Origin of the sequence: Brevibacillus sp. MCWH, assembly GCF_013096935.1 — a bacterium.
Taxonomy (GTDB): Bacteria; Bacillota; Bacilli; order Brevibacillales; family Brevibacillaceae; genus Brevibacillus; species Brevibacillus aydinogluensis.
Genome location: NZ_SDLF01000011.1, coordinates 66,047 through 81,230, shown reverse-complemented (window position 1 = coordinate 81,230; position 15,184 = coordinate 66,047). Strand labels below are relative to the sequence as shown.

At 55.3% G+C, this 15,184-nt stretch carries 13 protein-coding genes; 12 read left to right on the top strand and 1 reads right to left on the bottom strand.

From position 1 onward, the window contains the following. The first annotated feature begins 1 nt into the window (after position 1). The 12 genes from ETC00_RS11870 (at position 2) to ETC00_RS11815 (ending at position 14,345) form a co-directional block, all read left to right on the top strand. Complete coding sequence (locus ETC00_RS11870) at positions 2–724, top strand: ABC transporter ATP-binding protein (protein ID WP_171566299.1); 723 nt, start codon at positions 2–4, stop codon at positions 722–724. Continuing rightward, positions 721–1,938: an ABC transporter permease gene (locus ETC00_RS11865; RefSeq protein ID WP_171566298.1), complete on the top strand. Its 1,218-nt coding sequence runs from the start codon at positions 721–723 to the stop codon at positions 1,936–1,938. The genes ETC00_RS11870 and ETC00_RS11865 overlap by 4 nt, the downstream gene beginning before the upstream one ends. Before the next feature lie 454 nt (positions 1,939–2,392). Then, on the top strand, positions 2,393–2,629 hold the full coding sequence (locus tag ETC00_RS11860; RefSeq protein WP_171566297.1) for a hypothetical protein: 237 nt from the start codon (positions 2,393–2,395) through the stop codon (positions 2,627–2,629). Between the two features lie 36 nt (positions 2,630–2,665). Next, positions 2,666–2,947, top strand: coding sequence for a heterocycloanthracin/sonorensin family bacteriocin (locus ETC00_RS11855; protein ID WP_171566296.1), 282 nt, complete (start codon positions 2,666–2,668; stop codon positions 2,945–2,947). 283 nt (positions 2,948–3,230) lie between these two features. Continuing rightward, positions 3,231–5,189, top strand: a complete 1,959-nt coding sequence (locus ETC00_RS11850) for a putative thiazole-containing bacteriocin maturation protein (RefSeq protein ID WP_171566295.1) — start codon at positions 3,231–3,233, stop codon at positions 5,187–5,189. Next, positions 5,186–7,129 carry a TOMM precursor leader peptide-binding protein gene (locus ETC00_RS11845; protein ID WP_171566294.1) on the top strand — a complete coding sequence of 648 codons (1,944 nt, stop codon included), beginning with the start codon at positions 5,186–5,188 and terminating at the stop codon, positions 7,127–7,129. The genes ETC00_RS11850 and ETC00_RS11845 overlap by 4 nt, the downstream gene beginning before the upstream one ends. Before the next feature lie 21 nt (positions 7,130–7,150). Further along, a complete protein-coding gene (locus ETC00_RS11840; protein ID WP_171566293.1) occupies positions 7,151–8,728 on the top strand; it encodes a SagB family peptide dehydrogenase in 1,578 nt (525 codons plus the stop codon). A 606-nt stretch (positions 8,729–9,334) separates the two neighbouring features. Continuing rightward, complete coding sequence (locus ETC00_RS11835) at positions 9,335–10,288, top strand: ABC transporter permease (RefSeq protein WP_171566292.1); 954 nt, start codon at positions 9,335–9,337, stop codon at positions 10,286–10,288. Continuing rightward, positions 10,278–11,228 (top strand): iron chelate uptake ABC transporter family permease subunit, encoded by a 951-nt coding sequence (locus tag ETC00_RS11830; protein WP_171566291.1) that lies wholly within the window; start codon positions 10,278–10,280, stop codon positions 11,226–11,228. Before ETC00_RS11835 ends, ETC00_RS11830 begins: the two co-directional genes overlap by 11 nt. Next, a complete protein-coding gene (locus ETC00_RS11825) occupies positions 11,222–11,980 on the top strand; it encodes an iron ABC transporter ATP-binding protein (RefSeq protein ID WP_171566290.1) in 759 nt (252 codons plus the stop codon). The genes ETC00_RS11830 and ETC00_RS11825 overlap by 7 nt, the downstream gene beginning before the upstream one ends. A 187-nt stretch (positions 11,981–12,167) precedes the next feature. Then, positions 12,168–13,094 (top strand): siderophore ABC transporter substrate-binding protein, encoded by a 927-nt coding sequence (locus ETC00_RS11820; RefSeq protein ID WP_171566345.1) that lies wholly within the window; start codon positions 12,168–12,170, stop codon positions 13,092–13,094. 240 nt (positions 13,095–13,334) lie between these two features. Continuing rightward, positions 13,335–14,345 (top strand): LLM class flavin-dependent oxidoreductase, encoded by a 1,011-nt coding sequence (locus ETC00_RS11815; RefSeq protein ID WP_171566289.1) that lies wholly within the window; start codon positions 13,335–13,337, stop codon positions 14,343–14,345. Between the two features lie 121 nt (positions 14,346–14,466). On the opposite strand, the gene ETC00_RS11810 is transcribed toward ETC00_RS11815, so the two are convergent. Continuing rightward, on the bottom strand, positions 14,467–15,012 hold the full coding sequence (locus tag ETC00_RS11810; protein WP_171566288.1) for a GbsR/MarR family transcriptional regulator: 546 nt from the start codon (positions 15,010–15,012) through the stop codon (positions 14,467–14,469). Positions 15,013–15,184: the final 172 nt, after the last annotated feature.

Below are 15,184 nucleotides of genomic sequence, written 5' to 3'. Positions count from 1 at the left end.
GATGAAACCGGTCATTCAGATGGAAGAGGTAAAGAAGACGTACGTTATCGGTGATCAGGAAATTCAAGCGCTGCGCGGGGTAAACCTGGTGATCGAGGAGGGGGATTTTGCGGCGATCATGGGTCCCTCCGGTTCCGGCAAATCGACGATGATGAATCTGATCGGCTGTCTGGACAAACCTACGTCGGGCGAACTGTACCTGGATGGTCACCCCGTGTCGCAGGCGGATGACGACGAGCTGGCCATCATTCGCAATCAAAAGATCGGCTTTGTGTTTCAACAATTTCATCTGCTCCCCCGTACCAGCGCGGTGGAAAATGTGGAACTGCCCTTGCTGTATGCGGGCGTTCCCGCGAAGGAACGGCGCGAACGAGCCGTGCAGGCGCTGGAAAGCGTGGGATTGGGCAACCGGCTGTACAACAAGCCGAACGAACTGTCAGGCGGGCAGCAGCAGCGGGTGTCGATTGCCCGGGCGCTGGTCAACAATCCCGTGCTGCTTTTGGCTGATGAACCGACAGGCGCGCTGGATACGAAAACGAGCATTGAGATCATGAGCATTTTTCAGCAGCTGCACGAGCAAGGCAAGACCATCGTGCTGGTTACACACGAACCCGACATTGCCGAACATGCCAAGCGGATCATTCGCTTTCGTGACGGACAGATCATCGCAAACGAAGCGGTTGCCCGGCAGAGACGGGCCAACCTTGAGGATGTGAAGGTATGAATTTCGCGGAAAGCCTGCGCGTCTCTTTGCGCAGTATCAAAACAAACCGATTGCGCTCGATGCTGACCATGCTCGGCATCGTGATCGGGGTTGCCGCCGTCATCGCGATGGTGGCCATCGGGGAAGGTGCTTCCGCCGACGTGGCGTCGCAAATCAACGCCTTGGGGAGCAATCTGCTCATCGTGACGCCCGGCCAGACTGCCCGGGGGCAAATCAACCTGGGTGCCGGTTCGTTAAACAGCCTGACGCTGGCAGACAGTGAAGCGCTCACGAAAAACAGTTCCATCGCAGCAGCTTCGCCCAGTGTGACGGGGCGGGCTCAGGTCGTCTGGCGAAACAAAAACTACGCCACCTCGCTCGAAGGCACCAATGAATCATATCCCCAGGTGCGGAACGTACAGGTGCAGCAGGGCCGGTTCTTTAACCGACTGGAAGTGCAGAGACAATCAAATGTAGCAGTAGTGGGTCCGGACGTGATCGCCAATTTGTTCGGCGACAGCAATGCCAGCCCGATCGGACAGACCATCCAGATCAACCGGATTCCGTTTGAAATCATCGGCATTTTGAAAAGTCAGGGCAGTACGGGAATGACCAACAATGACGACAAAGTGATCGTCCCGATTACAACAGCCATGAACCGGCTGACCGGAGGCAGGTTTGTGGGCAGCATTTACGTGTCGGCCGTCTCTGCGGAGGCGCTGCCTCAGGCGCAGTTTGACATTCAGCTGACGCTGAGAGCCCAGCACAACCTGCGGCCAAGCCAGGAAAACGACTTTCAAATCCGGTCGCAATCGGAAATTCTTAGTACAGCTGAAGAGGTGACCAGTGTAATGACCGCCCTGTTGTCCGGCATTGCCGCCATTTCGCTGGTGGTCGGGGGAATCGGGATCATGAACATCATGCTGGTTTCGGTGACGGAGCGCACGCGTGAGATCGGCATCCGCAAAGCGCTCGGAGCAAAACGCTGGGACATTCAACGGCAGTTTTTGATCGAATCCGTGACCATCAGTTTGCTGGGGGGAATCATCGGCATTCTTTTGGGTGTCGGCGCTGCTATCGGCTTGCGGCAGTTTGCCGGCATTGCCACATCAGTCAGTGTGACGCCGATGCTGTACGCGTTCCTCTCTTCCGTGCTTGTCGGCGTGATCTTCGGGGTCTACCCGGCCCGCAAAGCCGCGCGGTTGAAACCGATTGACGCATTGCGTTACGAGTAGCGCGCAGCGGGTATCATCCCCCATCGAACAACCGAAAGCCACTCCTATGTATTGGAGTGGCTCAGACTGAAGACAAACCGATTGTACCGCAGGAGAAGCACGTTTCCAGGCAGAGCGACTTGTGAGCGCTACCGAGCGGAGTGGCGATTTGCGGGAAAAAGGAGCGCCACCTCTGAACGGGCTGCGTAGCCATGCGGCTTTGGCGATCCCCCGCAAATCGATGCGGAGCGTACAGTTTGTGCTTCCCTGCTGGGCGAGCACGGAGCGGATGACGGAATCGTGTTCTCCTTGCAATAGTCACCTTGTCTACACACTGAAGCCACTCCTGTGTATTGGAGTGGCTTTTGTGTTAGATAAACGCCCAATTCGATATGGGCAGGCAACCAATCTGGGAAATCGGAATATTGTGCACTGTAGCAGCAATCAGAAAGATGGTGAAAGGGGAAAGGTTTCATTGAGCAGCACACCCGTTGAAAGCCAACATGGCTATATACCTTACGACGCAGCCGTGTACGATCCGCAGTGGTATTATTGGCCGCACCCGTATCAGGTCATGTATTCGCCCTATCTGTCTTACGTGCCGGTTGTCTACCAGGCGCCGTTCTATGACGAATATCTGGACTACGTTGATTATGTTGACCCGTACGCAGGCTACTACGACGTGTATGACGCTTACGGTGACAGCTTTTGACGATGGCCGTTCCTAAATATCCAGGTCAATTCTTGAATGGAGGTATCACAATTGGACGATTTCAAAAAGGAAATGAGAAACTTGGAAGCGGATGAATTTCACGCGAGCGAAATGGTTCCCTATGAAAATCCGGAATACGAATACGCTCAATTCAACTGCGGGCGATGTGGGGGACGCTGCCGCAACTGTTTTGCCCCGCGCTGCCGCAACTGCTTCTTCCCGCGCTGCGCCAATTGCTTTTTCCCGCGCTGCTTCAACTGCTTTGTCCCACGCTGCCACAACTGCTTCTTCCCGCGGTGCGGACGGTGCTGGGGATAGCCCGAATATCGTTTTTATTATTATTGGAAAAAGAGCCGAATCCCTCCACTTGCAAGGGGTTCGGCTTCTTTTTCGGTTGGAAGCGACGGGTTCGGTTGGAAGCGACGGGTTCGGTTGGAAGTGACGGGCCTGTCAGGATTCGTGTCAAGGAAGCGGGCGGTCTAATGAAGCCCTCCCCACAAAGTAGGCAAGAAGGACAAATAGCGGTACATATGATGAACACGAAATGTCATTGTGGGATGGATGCGCATAGTCAGCACGGCGAACGGGAGGGACCATGGGGATGACAGGTTTGAAGCCTTCGATGCGTCTGAAAGTGAAGGGAGACACGTTTTTTCTTCCCGATCCATCCGGCGGAGTACATGTTCGGAACAACGTCGGCTCGCTTTACATGGAAGGCAGGACGATCCTGCAGTGGATGGAAAAACTGATGCCGGTGTTGAATGGCGAGCATACGCTGGAGGAGTTGACGGACGGACTGCCGGCCCCGCACCGGAACCGGGTGTATGAGATTGCAGAGGTGCTGTACAAAAACGGTTTTGTCCGTGATGTAAGCCAGGATCGGCCGCATCAACTGCCGGAAGGGATACGCAAACGATATGCGGAACAAATCGAATTTTTGGACAGTTTCGCGGACTCGGGTGCCTACCGCTTTCAGACGTATCGTCAGACCAGGGTGGCTGCGGCGGGCGCCGGCACGTTTTTGCTCTCGCTGGCAGCGGCATTGTTGGAGTCGGGACTGCCCAGGCTGCACGTACTGATCACGGATGAGGCGGTCACCAATCGGCAGCGGTTGGCGGAACTGGCGGAACATGCACGAAAAGAAGACCCTGAGGTATCACTGGAGGCCATTTCGCTGCAAAAAGGGAGAGTCTTCTCCTGGCGGGAGTTTGTCCAGCCGTTTGATGCGATCCTGTACGTGTCAGAAAAGGGGGATGTCGAGGAACTGTGTCTTCTTCAAGACATTTGCAAGCAGGAAAAAAAGGTGTTCCTCCCGGCCTTGTGCATCCATGAGACAGGGATGGCCGGTCCGCTGGTGCATCCGGACAGCGCGGGATGTTGGGAGTCGGCGTGGCGTCGCCTGCACCTGTCGGCAGTGCGCAAAGACCCGAAGCAGCACGCCTTTTCCTCCACCGCGGCAGCCATGCTGGCGAATGTCATGGTGTTCGAATGGTTCAAAACGGCGGCAGGCGTATTCCGGACAGAGCCGCAATTCTTTCTGTTGGACCTGGAGACGTTGGAAGGAAGCTGGCATTCGTTCCTGCCCCATCCGTTGGTGACGGGCTGTAAACCAATCGAGTGGATCAACGTTTCCGATCTGCCGCTTGAACGGGATGCCGGCAGGCGGGATACGGACGGATTGACTCCGGTTTTCAGCCGGCTCACATCGCCGGTAACCGGCATTTTGCACGTGTGGGAACCATTGGATACCCGGCAGATTCCATTGGCACAGTGCGTGGTTCAGGCTGTCGATCCGCTGGCGGAGGGGCCGGATCGCCTGCAGCCGGCAGTGGTTTGTACAGGGTTGACGCATGATGAGGCGCGGCGGGAAGCGGGGCTTGCGGGGATCGAAGCGTACGTGACGAAATTGGCTGATCGGCTGTTGTCGGCGCTCTCCGCCGAGCAGGAGGCCGACAAGATCACGCTCCAACCGGATGAATGTATCGGCATTGGGGCAGGTGAAACAGCAGCAGAAGGCGTAAGCCGGGGACTGCGGAAGTGTTTGACCGAGGCCTTGAGGAGACGATACGCAAGCGAGCAGCCGCGCATCTCTTTGCTGCAGGTGGAAACGGTCGCAGACGAGCCCTGCCGCTATTACTTGCAGGCGTTGACCACAATGCAGGAGGCGCCGCTGATCGGCTTGGGAGAGGACGTCTGCGGGTTCCCCGTGGTGTGGGTCGGCTTGAATGGCCGGTGGTATGGCAGCGTGGGGTTCCACGTGGCGTCAGCTCTGCGGCAGTCGCTGCAGCAGGCGCTGCAAAAGGCGCAGAACCAGGCGGCGCACTCCGGGATGCAGGCGGTGGAGGTTCCCGACGTGCTGCTGGCAGACAAGACGCCGCAAAGCCTGAGCATCCCGGCGTGTGAAGCGGACGATCATGTCATGGTTGTGCAGTCCGCTTTGCAGGTGCTGCGACGAAATAACAAGCGGCTGCTGGTCTGTGATCTGGCGCTGGAGCCGTTTTTGCGCGAAGGATTGGCAGGGGTGTTTGGCGTGCTGGTGCGAGAGGAGGAGTCCCGGTGAGTGCTGGTGTGGTTGTTGTTGGAGAAGGGCTGTTGGCCGCCTTCGTGAGCAGGGCATTGTCCTCTCAATACCGGATTGTTCGTCATGCCGACGTAAAAACCAGCCTGCCGGAATCGGCGGACCTCGTGCTGGTTTTGCACGATACCTGGGAGCCTGCTGTCCATAAGCAGGCTGAGGTGCTGTTTCAACCGGCCGGCATTCCCTGGCTGCGGGGATTTGCCGCATGCGGCGAAGCTGTAATTGGACCGCTGGTGCGCCCGGGGAAGCCGGGTTGCTCCCAGTGTGCGGACCTGCGGCGGATCGTGGCGAGAATAGACCGCAGCCAGATGTGGGAATGGAAACGGGCGCTGGCGGAGCAGGGAGGGATGCCGCGGGACCCGTGGGCGTCGCGGACCGGGATGCTGCAGACAGCTCACCTGCTCATCGCCGAAGCCGAACGGGTGCTGCAGGGCGGGCAGGCCCACCTGGAAGAACACGTCTGTCTGGTCAACCTGAAAACGCTGGAGAGCTCGCGTCACTTTTTTCTGCCCGACCCGCTGTGCCCGGTTTGCGGTGAACTGCCCGACGATTCACCGATGGCGGCGCAGATTTCGCTCGCACCCCGCCCCAAGCTGAGTGCCGACAGGTACCGCTGCCGTTCGCTGGATGAGCTGAAAGACGTTCTGAGCAGGGACTACCTGGATTCCCGGACGGGATTGCTCAACGGAAAACGGAACAACTACGAGGCGCCGTTTGCCGTTGTCAGCGTCAATCTGCCGCTGTTTGTGGGGGACGAATCGACGGCGGGGCGGACGCATTCCTTCGCGGAAAGCGAGTTGTTGGCGATTTTGGAGGGATTGGAGCGGTACTGCGGTTTGGAACCGCGCGGCAAACGGACGGTCGTGTACGACAGCTACCGCAACCTTGCCGATCAAGCGCTCAACCCGCTCACGGTAGGGGTGCACGCCAAGGATCAATACGCACGTCCTGATTTTCCGTACCGGCCGTTTGATCCTGACCGCCCGATCAAATGGGTGTGGGGCTACTCCTGCATGCAGGAGCGTCCGATTCTGGTTCCGGAGCTGTTGGCCTATTACAGCCTGAATTACGGGGACGGCTTCGTCTATGAGACGTCCAACGGATGCGCCTTGGGGGGAAGTCTGGAGGAAGCAATCTTCTACGGCATTTTGGAAGTGGTGGAGCGCGATTCGTTCCTGATGACCTGGTACGCCCAGCTGCCGCTTCCGCGCCTTGACCCCGATTCCCTCGACGATACGGAACTGCAATTGATGATCGAGCGTGCGAAGACGGTGGGAGGCTACGACCTGCATTTTTACAACGCGACGATGGAGAACGGCATACCAAGCGTGTGGGTGCTGGCCAAAAACAGAAAACAAACAGGAGTGAATCTCATCTGTGCGGCCGGAGCTCATCCGGACCCGGTCCGGGCGGTGAAAGGGGCGGTCCACGAACTGGCTGACATGATGGGTACAATTGACGGCAAATTTGCGGCGTTTCGGGAGAAGTATGAGCGAATGATGGACGATCCGTTTCTGGTGCAGGAGATGGAAGACCACTCCATGCTGTACGGGTTGCCGCAAGCGGAGAAGCGCCTGGCTTTTCTGCTGAATGAAGACCGCCCGCTGCACACGTTTGACGAATCATTTCCGCAGCAGAAGAAGTCGGCCGACCTGACCGATGACTTGAAGGATATGCTCCAGGCATTTCGGCGCGTAAACCTCGATGTCATCGTGGTGGACCAGACCACACCGGAGATGCGGCGAAACAGCCTGTACTGCGTAAAAGTGCTGATTCCGGGGATGCTGCCGATGACGTTCGGGTATCACCTGACCCGCCTGGAAGGGTTGGACCGGGTGCTGCGTGTCCCCATGGAGCTGGGATATGTCAGGCAGCCGTTGACACCAGATCAGCTCAATCCCCATCCGCATCCGTTTCCATAATCCCGGACGGGAGGAAGTCTTATGCGTCTGGATTCATTTTTGCACCACCTGCACGGTAACATTGACAGGCTTGAGCCGCCGGACTGGGAGGTGGATTGGAGCGACGCGCCTCTCGGGTATAAACTTTACCGCGGCCTGACTGTCGTCCCGCTTTCGGCGGAAGTGCCGCTGACGCTGATAGGACGGGAGGTGACCGGAACGCCTGCGCTGTCCGACATCGGCCATTTTCTCTGGTATGTGTACGGGCTGACCAAGGTCAGCCAATGGGACTATCCCGGGGATGGAATGGGATGCGAAGGCGGCGTGATGCATGCGTTCCGGCGCTTTGTTCCTTCCGGCGGGGCACTGTATCCCAACGAATTGTACCTGTATTTGCGAATCATGGAACTGCCGACAGGGGTCTATCATTACGATGCTGCACATCACCGCCTGGTGCTGCTGCGGGAAGGCAATTTTGACTCCTATGTCGCCAGGGCTCTCGGCAATCGCTGTGACGTGTCGGCGTGCTTCGGCACGGTGTTTGTCTCGACGGTGTTTTGGAAAAATTTTTTTAAATACCATAACTTTTCCTACCGGCTGCAGGGGTTGGATGCCGGAGTGCTGATCGGGCAGCTGCTGGAGGTGGCGAAACGATTTGGCTTTTCGGCCGGAGTGTACTTCCAGTTTCTTGACAGGGCCATCAACCATCTGCTCGGCCTGTCCGAACAGGACGAGAGCGTATATGCGGTCATTCCGCTGTCAGTGGAACCGGGGATGACCTGGTTTTCTGACAGGGGGAGTGACGAGGTGATCACGGCCAGTGAATTGTGCCGGGAGTTGATGCCTGTTGCGCATGAGCACTACGTCCGATCGCAGCGGGTCCGCCCGTATCCGATGCTGGTCAGGATGAACGAAGCCTCCCTGCTGGAATCGACACGGGCGTTTGTGCAGATAGAGGGTGAGAGGCAGGAGTCTGTAAAGGGGCGGGCGGTGTTCCTGCCCGAGGCAGAGCGGTTGGTCTATGACCTGGCAGCAGCGTGCAGAGGGCGGCATTCGCCGGGGATCGACTTCGTGCTGGGCCGGGTAAGCCAGGAGCAGCTGGCCGCAATGCTGCGGGAGGCAATTGCTTCCTTCGCCTACCGAAATGATTTGGACGGCAGCAGCGCGAATCCTCACCCTCGCATCTCGCTCTATCTCTGTCTGCATCGTGTGGAAGGAATCCCGGACGGTGCCTACCGCTATGACAGCGGTGCGCATGCCTTGCAGCTGGAACGTCCCGGCGATCATCGGCTGTCGCTCCAACAGGCCATGACGCTGGACAACGTCAATCTGCTGCAAACCCCGCTATGCCTGCATCTGGCGGGGGAGCGGGATCACCTCAAAACGGCACTGGGCTACAGGGGATACCGCATTCAACAGATGGAAGCGGGCATGCTCGTGCAGCATGTGCTGTTGGCGGCAACAGCCCTCGGAATGGCGGGGCATCCGCTGCTTGGATACGATGCGGATGTGTGCGACGGGATTTATGGCATCGCCTCACGCGGCCAAACCTGCCTGATCCAGCTCCCGGTAGGTCCCTGCCGCCCTGCCGCCCGTCTGGAGGGGAGCTTGCACAGCTAGCCGCACCGATGACGGCATTCCGCGAAAAATGACACCTGTGACCGGGTGTTTCAGACTGAAGACAAACGGTTCATTGAATAAGCGTCCATAAGAAAATGATTTCCAGGCCGGAAGGCCTGCATATTGATCAACCGAAGGTGGAGATAAAGTTCGGGCATGGAGTGATGGGCCAAGCGAGCTCCTTTGACGACCGACTCAGCATAAAAACGAAGACGCGGGGATCAACAGGGGACACAAGTCTCACTTCATCGAAACACCCAGATGTTTGTCCCCTGCCCGCGTCTCGTTTTGGAGCGGACTTCATCCGCTTCTGTGCTGGGCGTCAAGCGAGCGAGCGGGCCCGATCTCCCATGCGCCGCGACCTTTGTCTACACGCTGAGACACCTGTGACCGGGTGTCTTTTTTCATGGGAAAACGTGATATGAAATATTGGGACATACAACCCATTGATACGGCGCTTTTTTCCAAAAACGCTGTTGACAGATACCCGGAACGTGTTAGAATAGTACCTGTCATGAGAATGATAATTAATATCATTGCTGGTGGCAGTGGCTTTTATCCGCGAGAAAACATCCCGAGTCGATCAGGGAAGAGTAAGGAAGCGACATGAAAAAGAGATATCTGTTTACTGCGCTTATCGCACTATCGGTTACATCCATTTTCATCGGCGTCAAGGACATCTCCCCGCTGGATCTGTTCAGCCTTCGTGAAGACCAGGCGCAGATCTTGTTGGTCAGCAGGCTGCCTCGACTGATCAGCATTATCATGGCGGGCGCGAGTATGAGCATCTGCGGATTGATTATGCAGCAGCTCAGCCGCAACAAGTTTGTCTCCCCGACGACGGCGGGAACGCTGGACTCGGCCAGGCTGGGTGTGTTGGTATCCTTGCTGCTCTTTACGAGCGCAAGTCCTCTGCAAAAGATGATTGTTGCGTTTGCATTTGCGCTAATCGGAACATTCGTGTTTATGAAAATTCTTGATCGAATCAAGATGAAAGACTCCATTTTTATCCCGCTTGTGGGGCTGATGTTTGGCAACATCATTACGTCCATTTCTACCTTTTTTGCGTACAAATACGACCTGATTCAAAACATATCGTCTTGGCTCCAAGGGGATTTCTCAATGATTATGAAAGGCAGATATGAACTGCTGTACATAAGCATTCCGCTGCTCATCCTCGCGTACCTGTACGCCAACAAGTTTACCGTAGCAGGGATGGGAGAGGAATTTTCCAAAAACCTGGGGCTGAACTACAAGCAAGTGGTGAATGTCGGGTTAATCATCGTCGCTCTGGTGACGTCGTCCGTGGTATTGACGGTGGGAACGATTCCGTTCCTGGGGTTGATTATCCCAAACATCGTCAGCCTCTACTTGGGCGATCATCTGAAGAAAAGCCTTGCTCACACGGCTTTGCTGGGTGCAGTCTTCGTCCTGTTTTGCGACATACTCGGCCGGATCATTATTTATCCGTACGAGATTTCCATCAGTCTTACCGTTGGGGTCATCGGAAGCGGCATTTTTGCGTACTTGTTGATGAGGAGACAGGCACATGGGGGATAAAGCAAAAGTCGGCGCTCTGGCCGCGGTTTGTGTGATACTGGTCGGCGTATTTCTCTTTATTAAACTCGGCGGCAATTGGGACTACGTCCTGCCGAAACGGCTGGGAAAGGTTCTGGCGATTCTTTTGACGGGCGGCGCCATAGCCCTGGCGACGACCGTGTTTCAGACCGTTACGAACAACCGAATCCTGACCCCCAGCATTTTGGGTTTGGATTCGCTGTACATGCTCATCCAGACGGTCATCATTTTTCTGTTTGGCTCGAAGACCCTGACGATGATGAATCACAATGTAAACTTTCTCCTTTCCGTAGGGGTCATGATTCTGTTCTCGGGCGTGCTGTACCACGTGCTGTTTAAGCGGGAGAATCAACACATCTACTACTTGCTGTTGATCGGGTTGATCTTCGGCACCATGTTCCAGAGCATGACCACGTTCATGCAGGTGCTCATTGATCCCAATGAGTTTCTCGTCGTCCAGGACAGGATGTTCGCCAGCTTTGCCAACGTCAATACGAAGATCCTCGTCCTCGCCTGTATCGCTGTCGTGCTCGTGCTGTTCTATTTTGCGCGGTTTGTCAAATACCTGGATGTCCTGTCCCTGGGAAGAGAGCAGGCGATTAACCTGGGCGTCGAGTACGATTACGTGGTCAAACGGCTGCTCATCGTCGTCGCGGTGCTGATCTCCGTCTCCACCGCACTGGTGGGACCGATCACGTTCCTGGGGCTGCTCGTGGTCAACGTGACCTATGAGTTCTTGAAGACCTATCGTCACAAATACCTGCTGGTGGGTTCGGCACTTATCAGCATCATCGCCTTGGTCGGTGGACAATTGGTTGTGGAGCGGGTCTTTTCTTTTTCCACGCCATTGAGTGTGATTATCAATTTCGTTGGCGGCGTCTATTTTCTATATCTGCTGGTAAGGGAGAATAAGGCATGGTAGATGTGAGAAACGTCTCGAAACGGTACGGTTCGAAAAACGTGGTGGAAAATGTATCGGTCACCATCGAAAAAGGGAAGATCACGTCGTTTATCGGCCCGAACGGGGCAGGCAAGAGCACGCTGCTGTCCATGATCAGCCGGCTGATTTCCAAGGATCAGGGAGAGATATACATCGACGGCCAGGAAATTGGTCAGTGGAAAAGCGGCGAACTGGCCAAGAAAATCTCAATCCTCAAGCAGTCCAATCACATCAGTCTGCGGTTGACGATACGGGAACTGGTCTCCTTTGGACGCTTTCCCTATTCGCAGGGCAGACTTTCCGAGGAGGATTGGCGCTATGTTGATGAAGCCATCCGCTATATGGAACTGGAGGAGATCCAGCACAAATACCTGGACCAATTGAGCGGCGGGCAGCGGCAGCGGGCCTATATCGCCATGGTCATCGCCCAGAACACGGAATACATTCTCCTCGACGAGCCGCTCAACAATCTGGATATGAAGCATTCCGTCCAGATCATGAAGACCCTGAGGAAAATGGTGGACGAACTGGGCAAGACCATCGTGATCGTCATTCATGACATCAACTTTGCTTCGTGCTATTCCGACTATATCGTCGCGCTCAAGGACGGCAAAGTCATCAAGGAAGGCAGCACGAACCAGATTATTCAGCCTGACGTCTTGCGCAGCATCTATGACATGGATATTCAGATCAAGGAGATCGATCAAAACAAGATCTGTGTCTATTACGCATGAGTTACATCCCTAACGGTTTCAATTATTTGATGGTTTGACCGACGCGGGCAAAGGGTCCCCGCCTGCACATCTCCGGTGATACACATCCGCAGGGCCTGCGCCCGTGAAGTCCAGCCATCAAATTATTGAATATACACAAACAATCATAGAGGTGAGCAGAGTGACCAAGAAACTGTCTGTAATTCTCATGTCGTTACTGGCAGCCGTCCTTGTGGCTGCATGCGGATCGAACAACTCCGGTCAGCCAGCGGGGGCAGGATCGGGCGCGGCACAAAGCGCAGAACTGACGATCAAGCACGAGCTGGGCGAAACAACCGTCAAGAAAAATCCTCAGAAAGTGGTTGTCTTCGACTACGGTACGTTGGATTCGCTGGACAAACTGGGCATTGAGGTGGCGGCTCTCCCCAAAACCAATCTTCCGCCGTACCTTTCCAAATACAACGATGAGAAGTACGTCAATGCGGGCAGCCTGAAAGAACCGGACTTCGAAAAAATTAGCGAAGTGCAGCCCGATCTGATTATCATTTCCGCCCGCCAAGCCAACCTGTATGAAGAGTTTAAAAAGATTGCCCCGACCATCTACCTGGGGATCGACACGAAGCGGTACATGGAGTCTTTTGCAGAGAATGCCAAGACGATTGGAAACATCTTTGACAAACAGGCTGTTGTGGAAGAAGAACTGAAAAAACTGGATGAATCCGTCAAGAAGCTGCATGAAAAAGCAGCGGCCAGCAACAAGAATGCGCTGATCATCCTGGCCAACGACGGAAAAGTAAGTGCCTACGGACCGGGTTCCCGTTTCGGCTTGATTCACGACGAGTTTGGCTTCAGGCCGGTGGACACGAACATCGAGGACTCTACGCACGGGCAAAGCATTTCCTTTGAATACATCGTGGAGAAAAATCCCGATTACCTCTTTGTGGTGGACAGAGGGGCGGCCGTAGGCGGCCAGTCTTCGGCGAAACAAGTGGTCGAAAACGAACTGGTCAAAAACACGAAAGCCTATAAAGAAGGAAATGTGGTCTATCTCGACCCGAACTACTGGTACCTGTCCGGCGGCGGACTGATTTCTGTCGCGGAGATGGTGAAAGAGGTAGAAGCCGGTCTGAAATAGTCGTTGCGGGGATCGGCGAAGGCTGTGAACCGAGGAACATCATTATAAATATATGTATCGAGCCCCTACTTGTTTTCGCGTAATGGCGGACAGGCAGGGTTTTTTCGTTACTGCCGCAGCACGGGCGGGGAGAAGCGCTAGCTCTTTTGCCTTGCGACGCCCAAACTGCACTCGGGTACACTTGGTTTATTGCCTGTCGGAGGAAAAACGTGAAATCATAAGGGAGAGGTGAGAAGCAAGATGATTCGCTTGAGCGTACTGGACCAATCCCCGATTGCCCAGGGCAGCACGGCCCCGGAGGCGCTGTCCCAGACCGTCCGCCTGGCCCGTGAACTGGACCGCCTGGGCTTTCATCGCTTTTGGGTATCGGAACATCACCATACGCTGGGGTTGGCCGGGTCCAGCCCGGAAGTCCTGGTGGCCCATCTGGCGGCGGTCACCACAAACATGCGGATAGGTACTGGCGGCGTCATGCTGCCCCACTACAGCGCGTACAAGGTGGCGGAAACGTTTCGCGTGCTGGAAGGACTGCACCCCAACCGGATCGACCTGGGAGTAGGCCGGGCACCTGGCGGCATGCCGCTCGCCACAAGAGCACTGCAGGAGGGAAAAGTAGCGGGCATCGACCGATACCCAGAGCAGTTGGATGATCTGATCGGCTATTTGTACGACACGATTGACGAGAACCACAAGTTTCCGGGGCTGCGGGCAACGCCCATCGTCCCCACCGTGCCCCAGTTGTGGCTGCTCGGCTCCAGCGGGGAGAGCGCCAGACTGGCCGCCGAGCGGGGAGCATCGTTTGCCTTTGCCCATTTTATCAACGGGGAAGGCGGCGAAGAGGCCATGCGGTGGTACCAGAAACATTTTCAGCCGTCCCTCGTAAACGATCGACCGCAGTCGATGGTGGCGATCTTTGTCATCTGTGCCGAGACTGAGGAAGCAGCGAATCGAATTGCTTCCAGTCTCGACCTGTCCCTCTTGCTGCTGGAAAAAGGGGGCGGCAGTCAGGGCACCCCTTCCGTCGAGGCGGCGCTTCGTTATCCCTATACGGATTATGACCGCTACCGGATTCAGGAAAACCGCAAGCGCATGATCGTGGGCACCAAGGAACAGGTGAAGGAACGAATCCTGCAGATGAGCGAGCGATACAATACAACGGAGTTTATGGTGGCCACCATTACACACGATTTTGAGGCTAAGCTGAAGTCGTATCAACTGCTGGCAGAGGCGTTTGACTTGTTGCCTCGGTAGGAGCGGCTGCCGCACGCAAGCACGTATGAATCGCCACGCAAGGGCACAATGAAAGCACCCGTATTGCTGCCAAATCGCAGCAGCGCGGGTGCTTTTGTGCGATAAGCGGCTGAGGACATGCCTAGCTCATCGGTTTCTTTGGCACAAACTGGAATATCTCGTGTGTTTCAAACGAGTCGATCAAGCGGGAAAGCCAGTCGTAGTATTCCAAACCGTTCTCAATGCGTTGAATGCTTGTTTGCACGCGTTCTCTCAGCTCATCCGACAGGTCTTCGCTTTGGAGAAGGGCGTGCAGCTCCTGGAGTGATTTTTTCATCGCATGCACGTTGTATTCGGCCGCGCTTCTCCAACGGAGCGAGAACAAGTCAATGAAATTCTGGTACCAATCGAGGTTTACCTCGTAGTGATCCTTTCGTGCTCCTTTTTTCCAAATTTTTTCTACCATTTTTAATTCCATCAAGGTGCGCACACCGGTGCTCATGCTCGTCTTGCTCATGCCCATCGCTTTGCCCATTTCATCAAGCGTCATCGGCTTGTCTTGAAACAGCAGGGTTCCGTACAGCAACCCCGTGGACATGGTGATTCCGTACAGATCCATGTTTTTGGCGAGAGCTTCGATTACCCGTTCTTGAGCCCGTTGAAGGATTTCTTCATGTTTGGCATCCATAGCAAACAAAGCAGCTCCTCTATCCATTTTACCTGATTCGAATTGTACTAGGGAAACGACCAGAAGTAAATGACCACATCATACAGTATATACGAGATATTCTTAGTATATAGTAAAAAAAGTACGTAAAGTTTTTTCTGAACGCTATATAGTCCCAAATATCGCGGATTAC

What these genes read in the sequence shown, in the direction of transcription:
- ETC00_RS11870 (WP_171566299.1), top strand. Translation starts at nt 2, where the DNA reads ATGAAACCGGTCATTCAGATGGAAGAGGTAAAGAAGACGTACGTTATC.
- ETC00_RS11865 (WP_171566298.1), top strand. Translation starts at nt 721, where the DNA reads ATGAATTTCGCGGAAAGCCTGCGCGTCTCTTTGCGCAGTATCAAAACA.
- ETC00_RS11855 (WP_171566296.1), top strand. Translation starts at nt 2,666, where the DNA reads ATGGAGGTATCACAATTGGACGATTTCAAAAAGGAAATGAGAAACTTG.
- ETC00_RS11850 (WP_171566295.1), top strand. Translation starts at nt 3,231, where the DNA reads ATGACAGGTTTGAAGCCTTCGATGCGTCTGAAAGTGAAGGGAGACACG.
- ETC00_RS11840 (WP_171566293.1), top strand. Translation starts at nt 7,151, where the DNA reads ATGCGTCTGGATTCATTTTTGCACCACCTGCACGGTAACATTGACAGG.
- ETC00_RS11835 (WP_171566292.1), top strand. Translation starts at nt 9,335, where the DNA reads ATGAAAAAGAGATATCTGTTTACTGCGCTTATCGCACTATCGGTTACA.
- ETC00_RS11830 (WP_171566291.1), top strand. Translation starts at nt 10,278, where the DNA reads ATGGGGGATAAAGCAAAAGTCGGCGCTCTGGCCGCGGTTTGTGTGATA.
- ETC00_RS11825 (WP_171566290.1), top strand. Translation starts at nt 11,222, where the DNA reads ATGGTAGATGTGAGAAACGTCTCGAAACGGTACGGTTCGAAAAACGTG.
- ETC00_RS11820 (WP_171566345.1), top strand. Translation starts at nt 12,168, where the DNA reads ATGTCGTTACTGGCAGCCGTCCTTGTGGCTGCATGCGGATCGAACAAC.
- ETC00_RS11815 (WP_171566289.1), top strand. Translation starts at nt 13,335, where the DNA reads ATGATTCGCTTGAGCGTACTGGACCAATCCCCGATTGCCCAGGGCAGC.
- ETC00_RS11810 (WP_171566288.1), bottom strand. Translation starts at nt 15,012, where the DNA reads ATGGATGCCAAACATGAAGAAATCCTTCAACGGGCTCAAGAACGGGTA.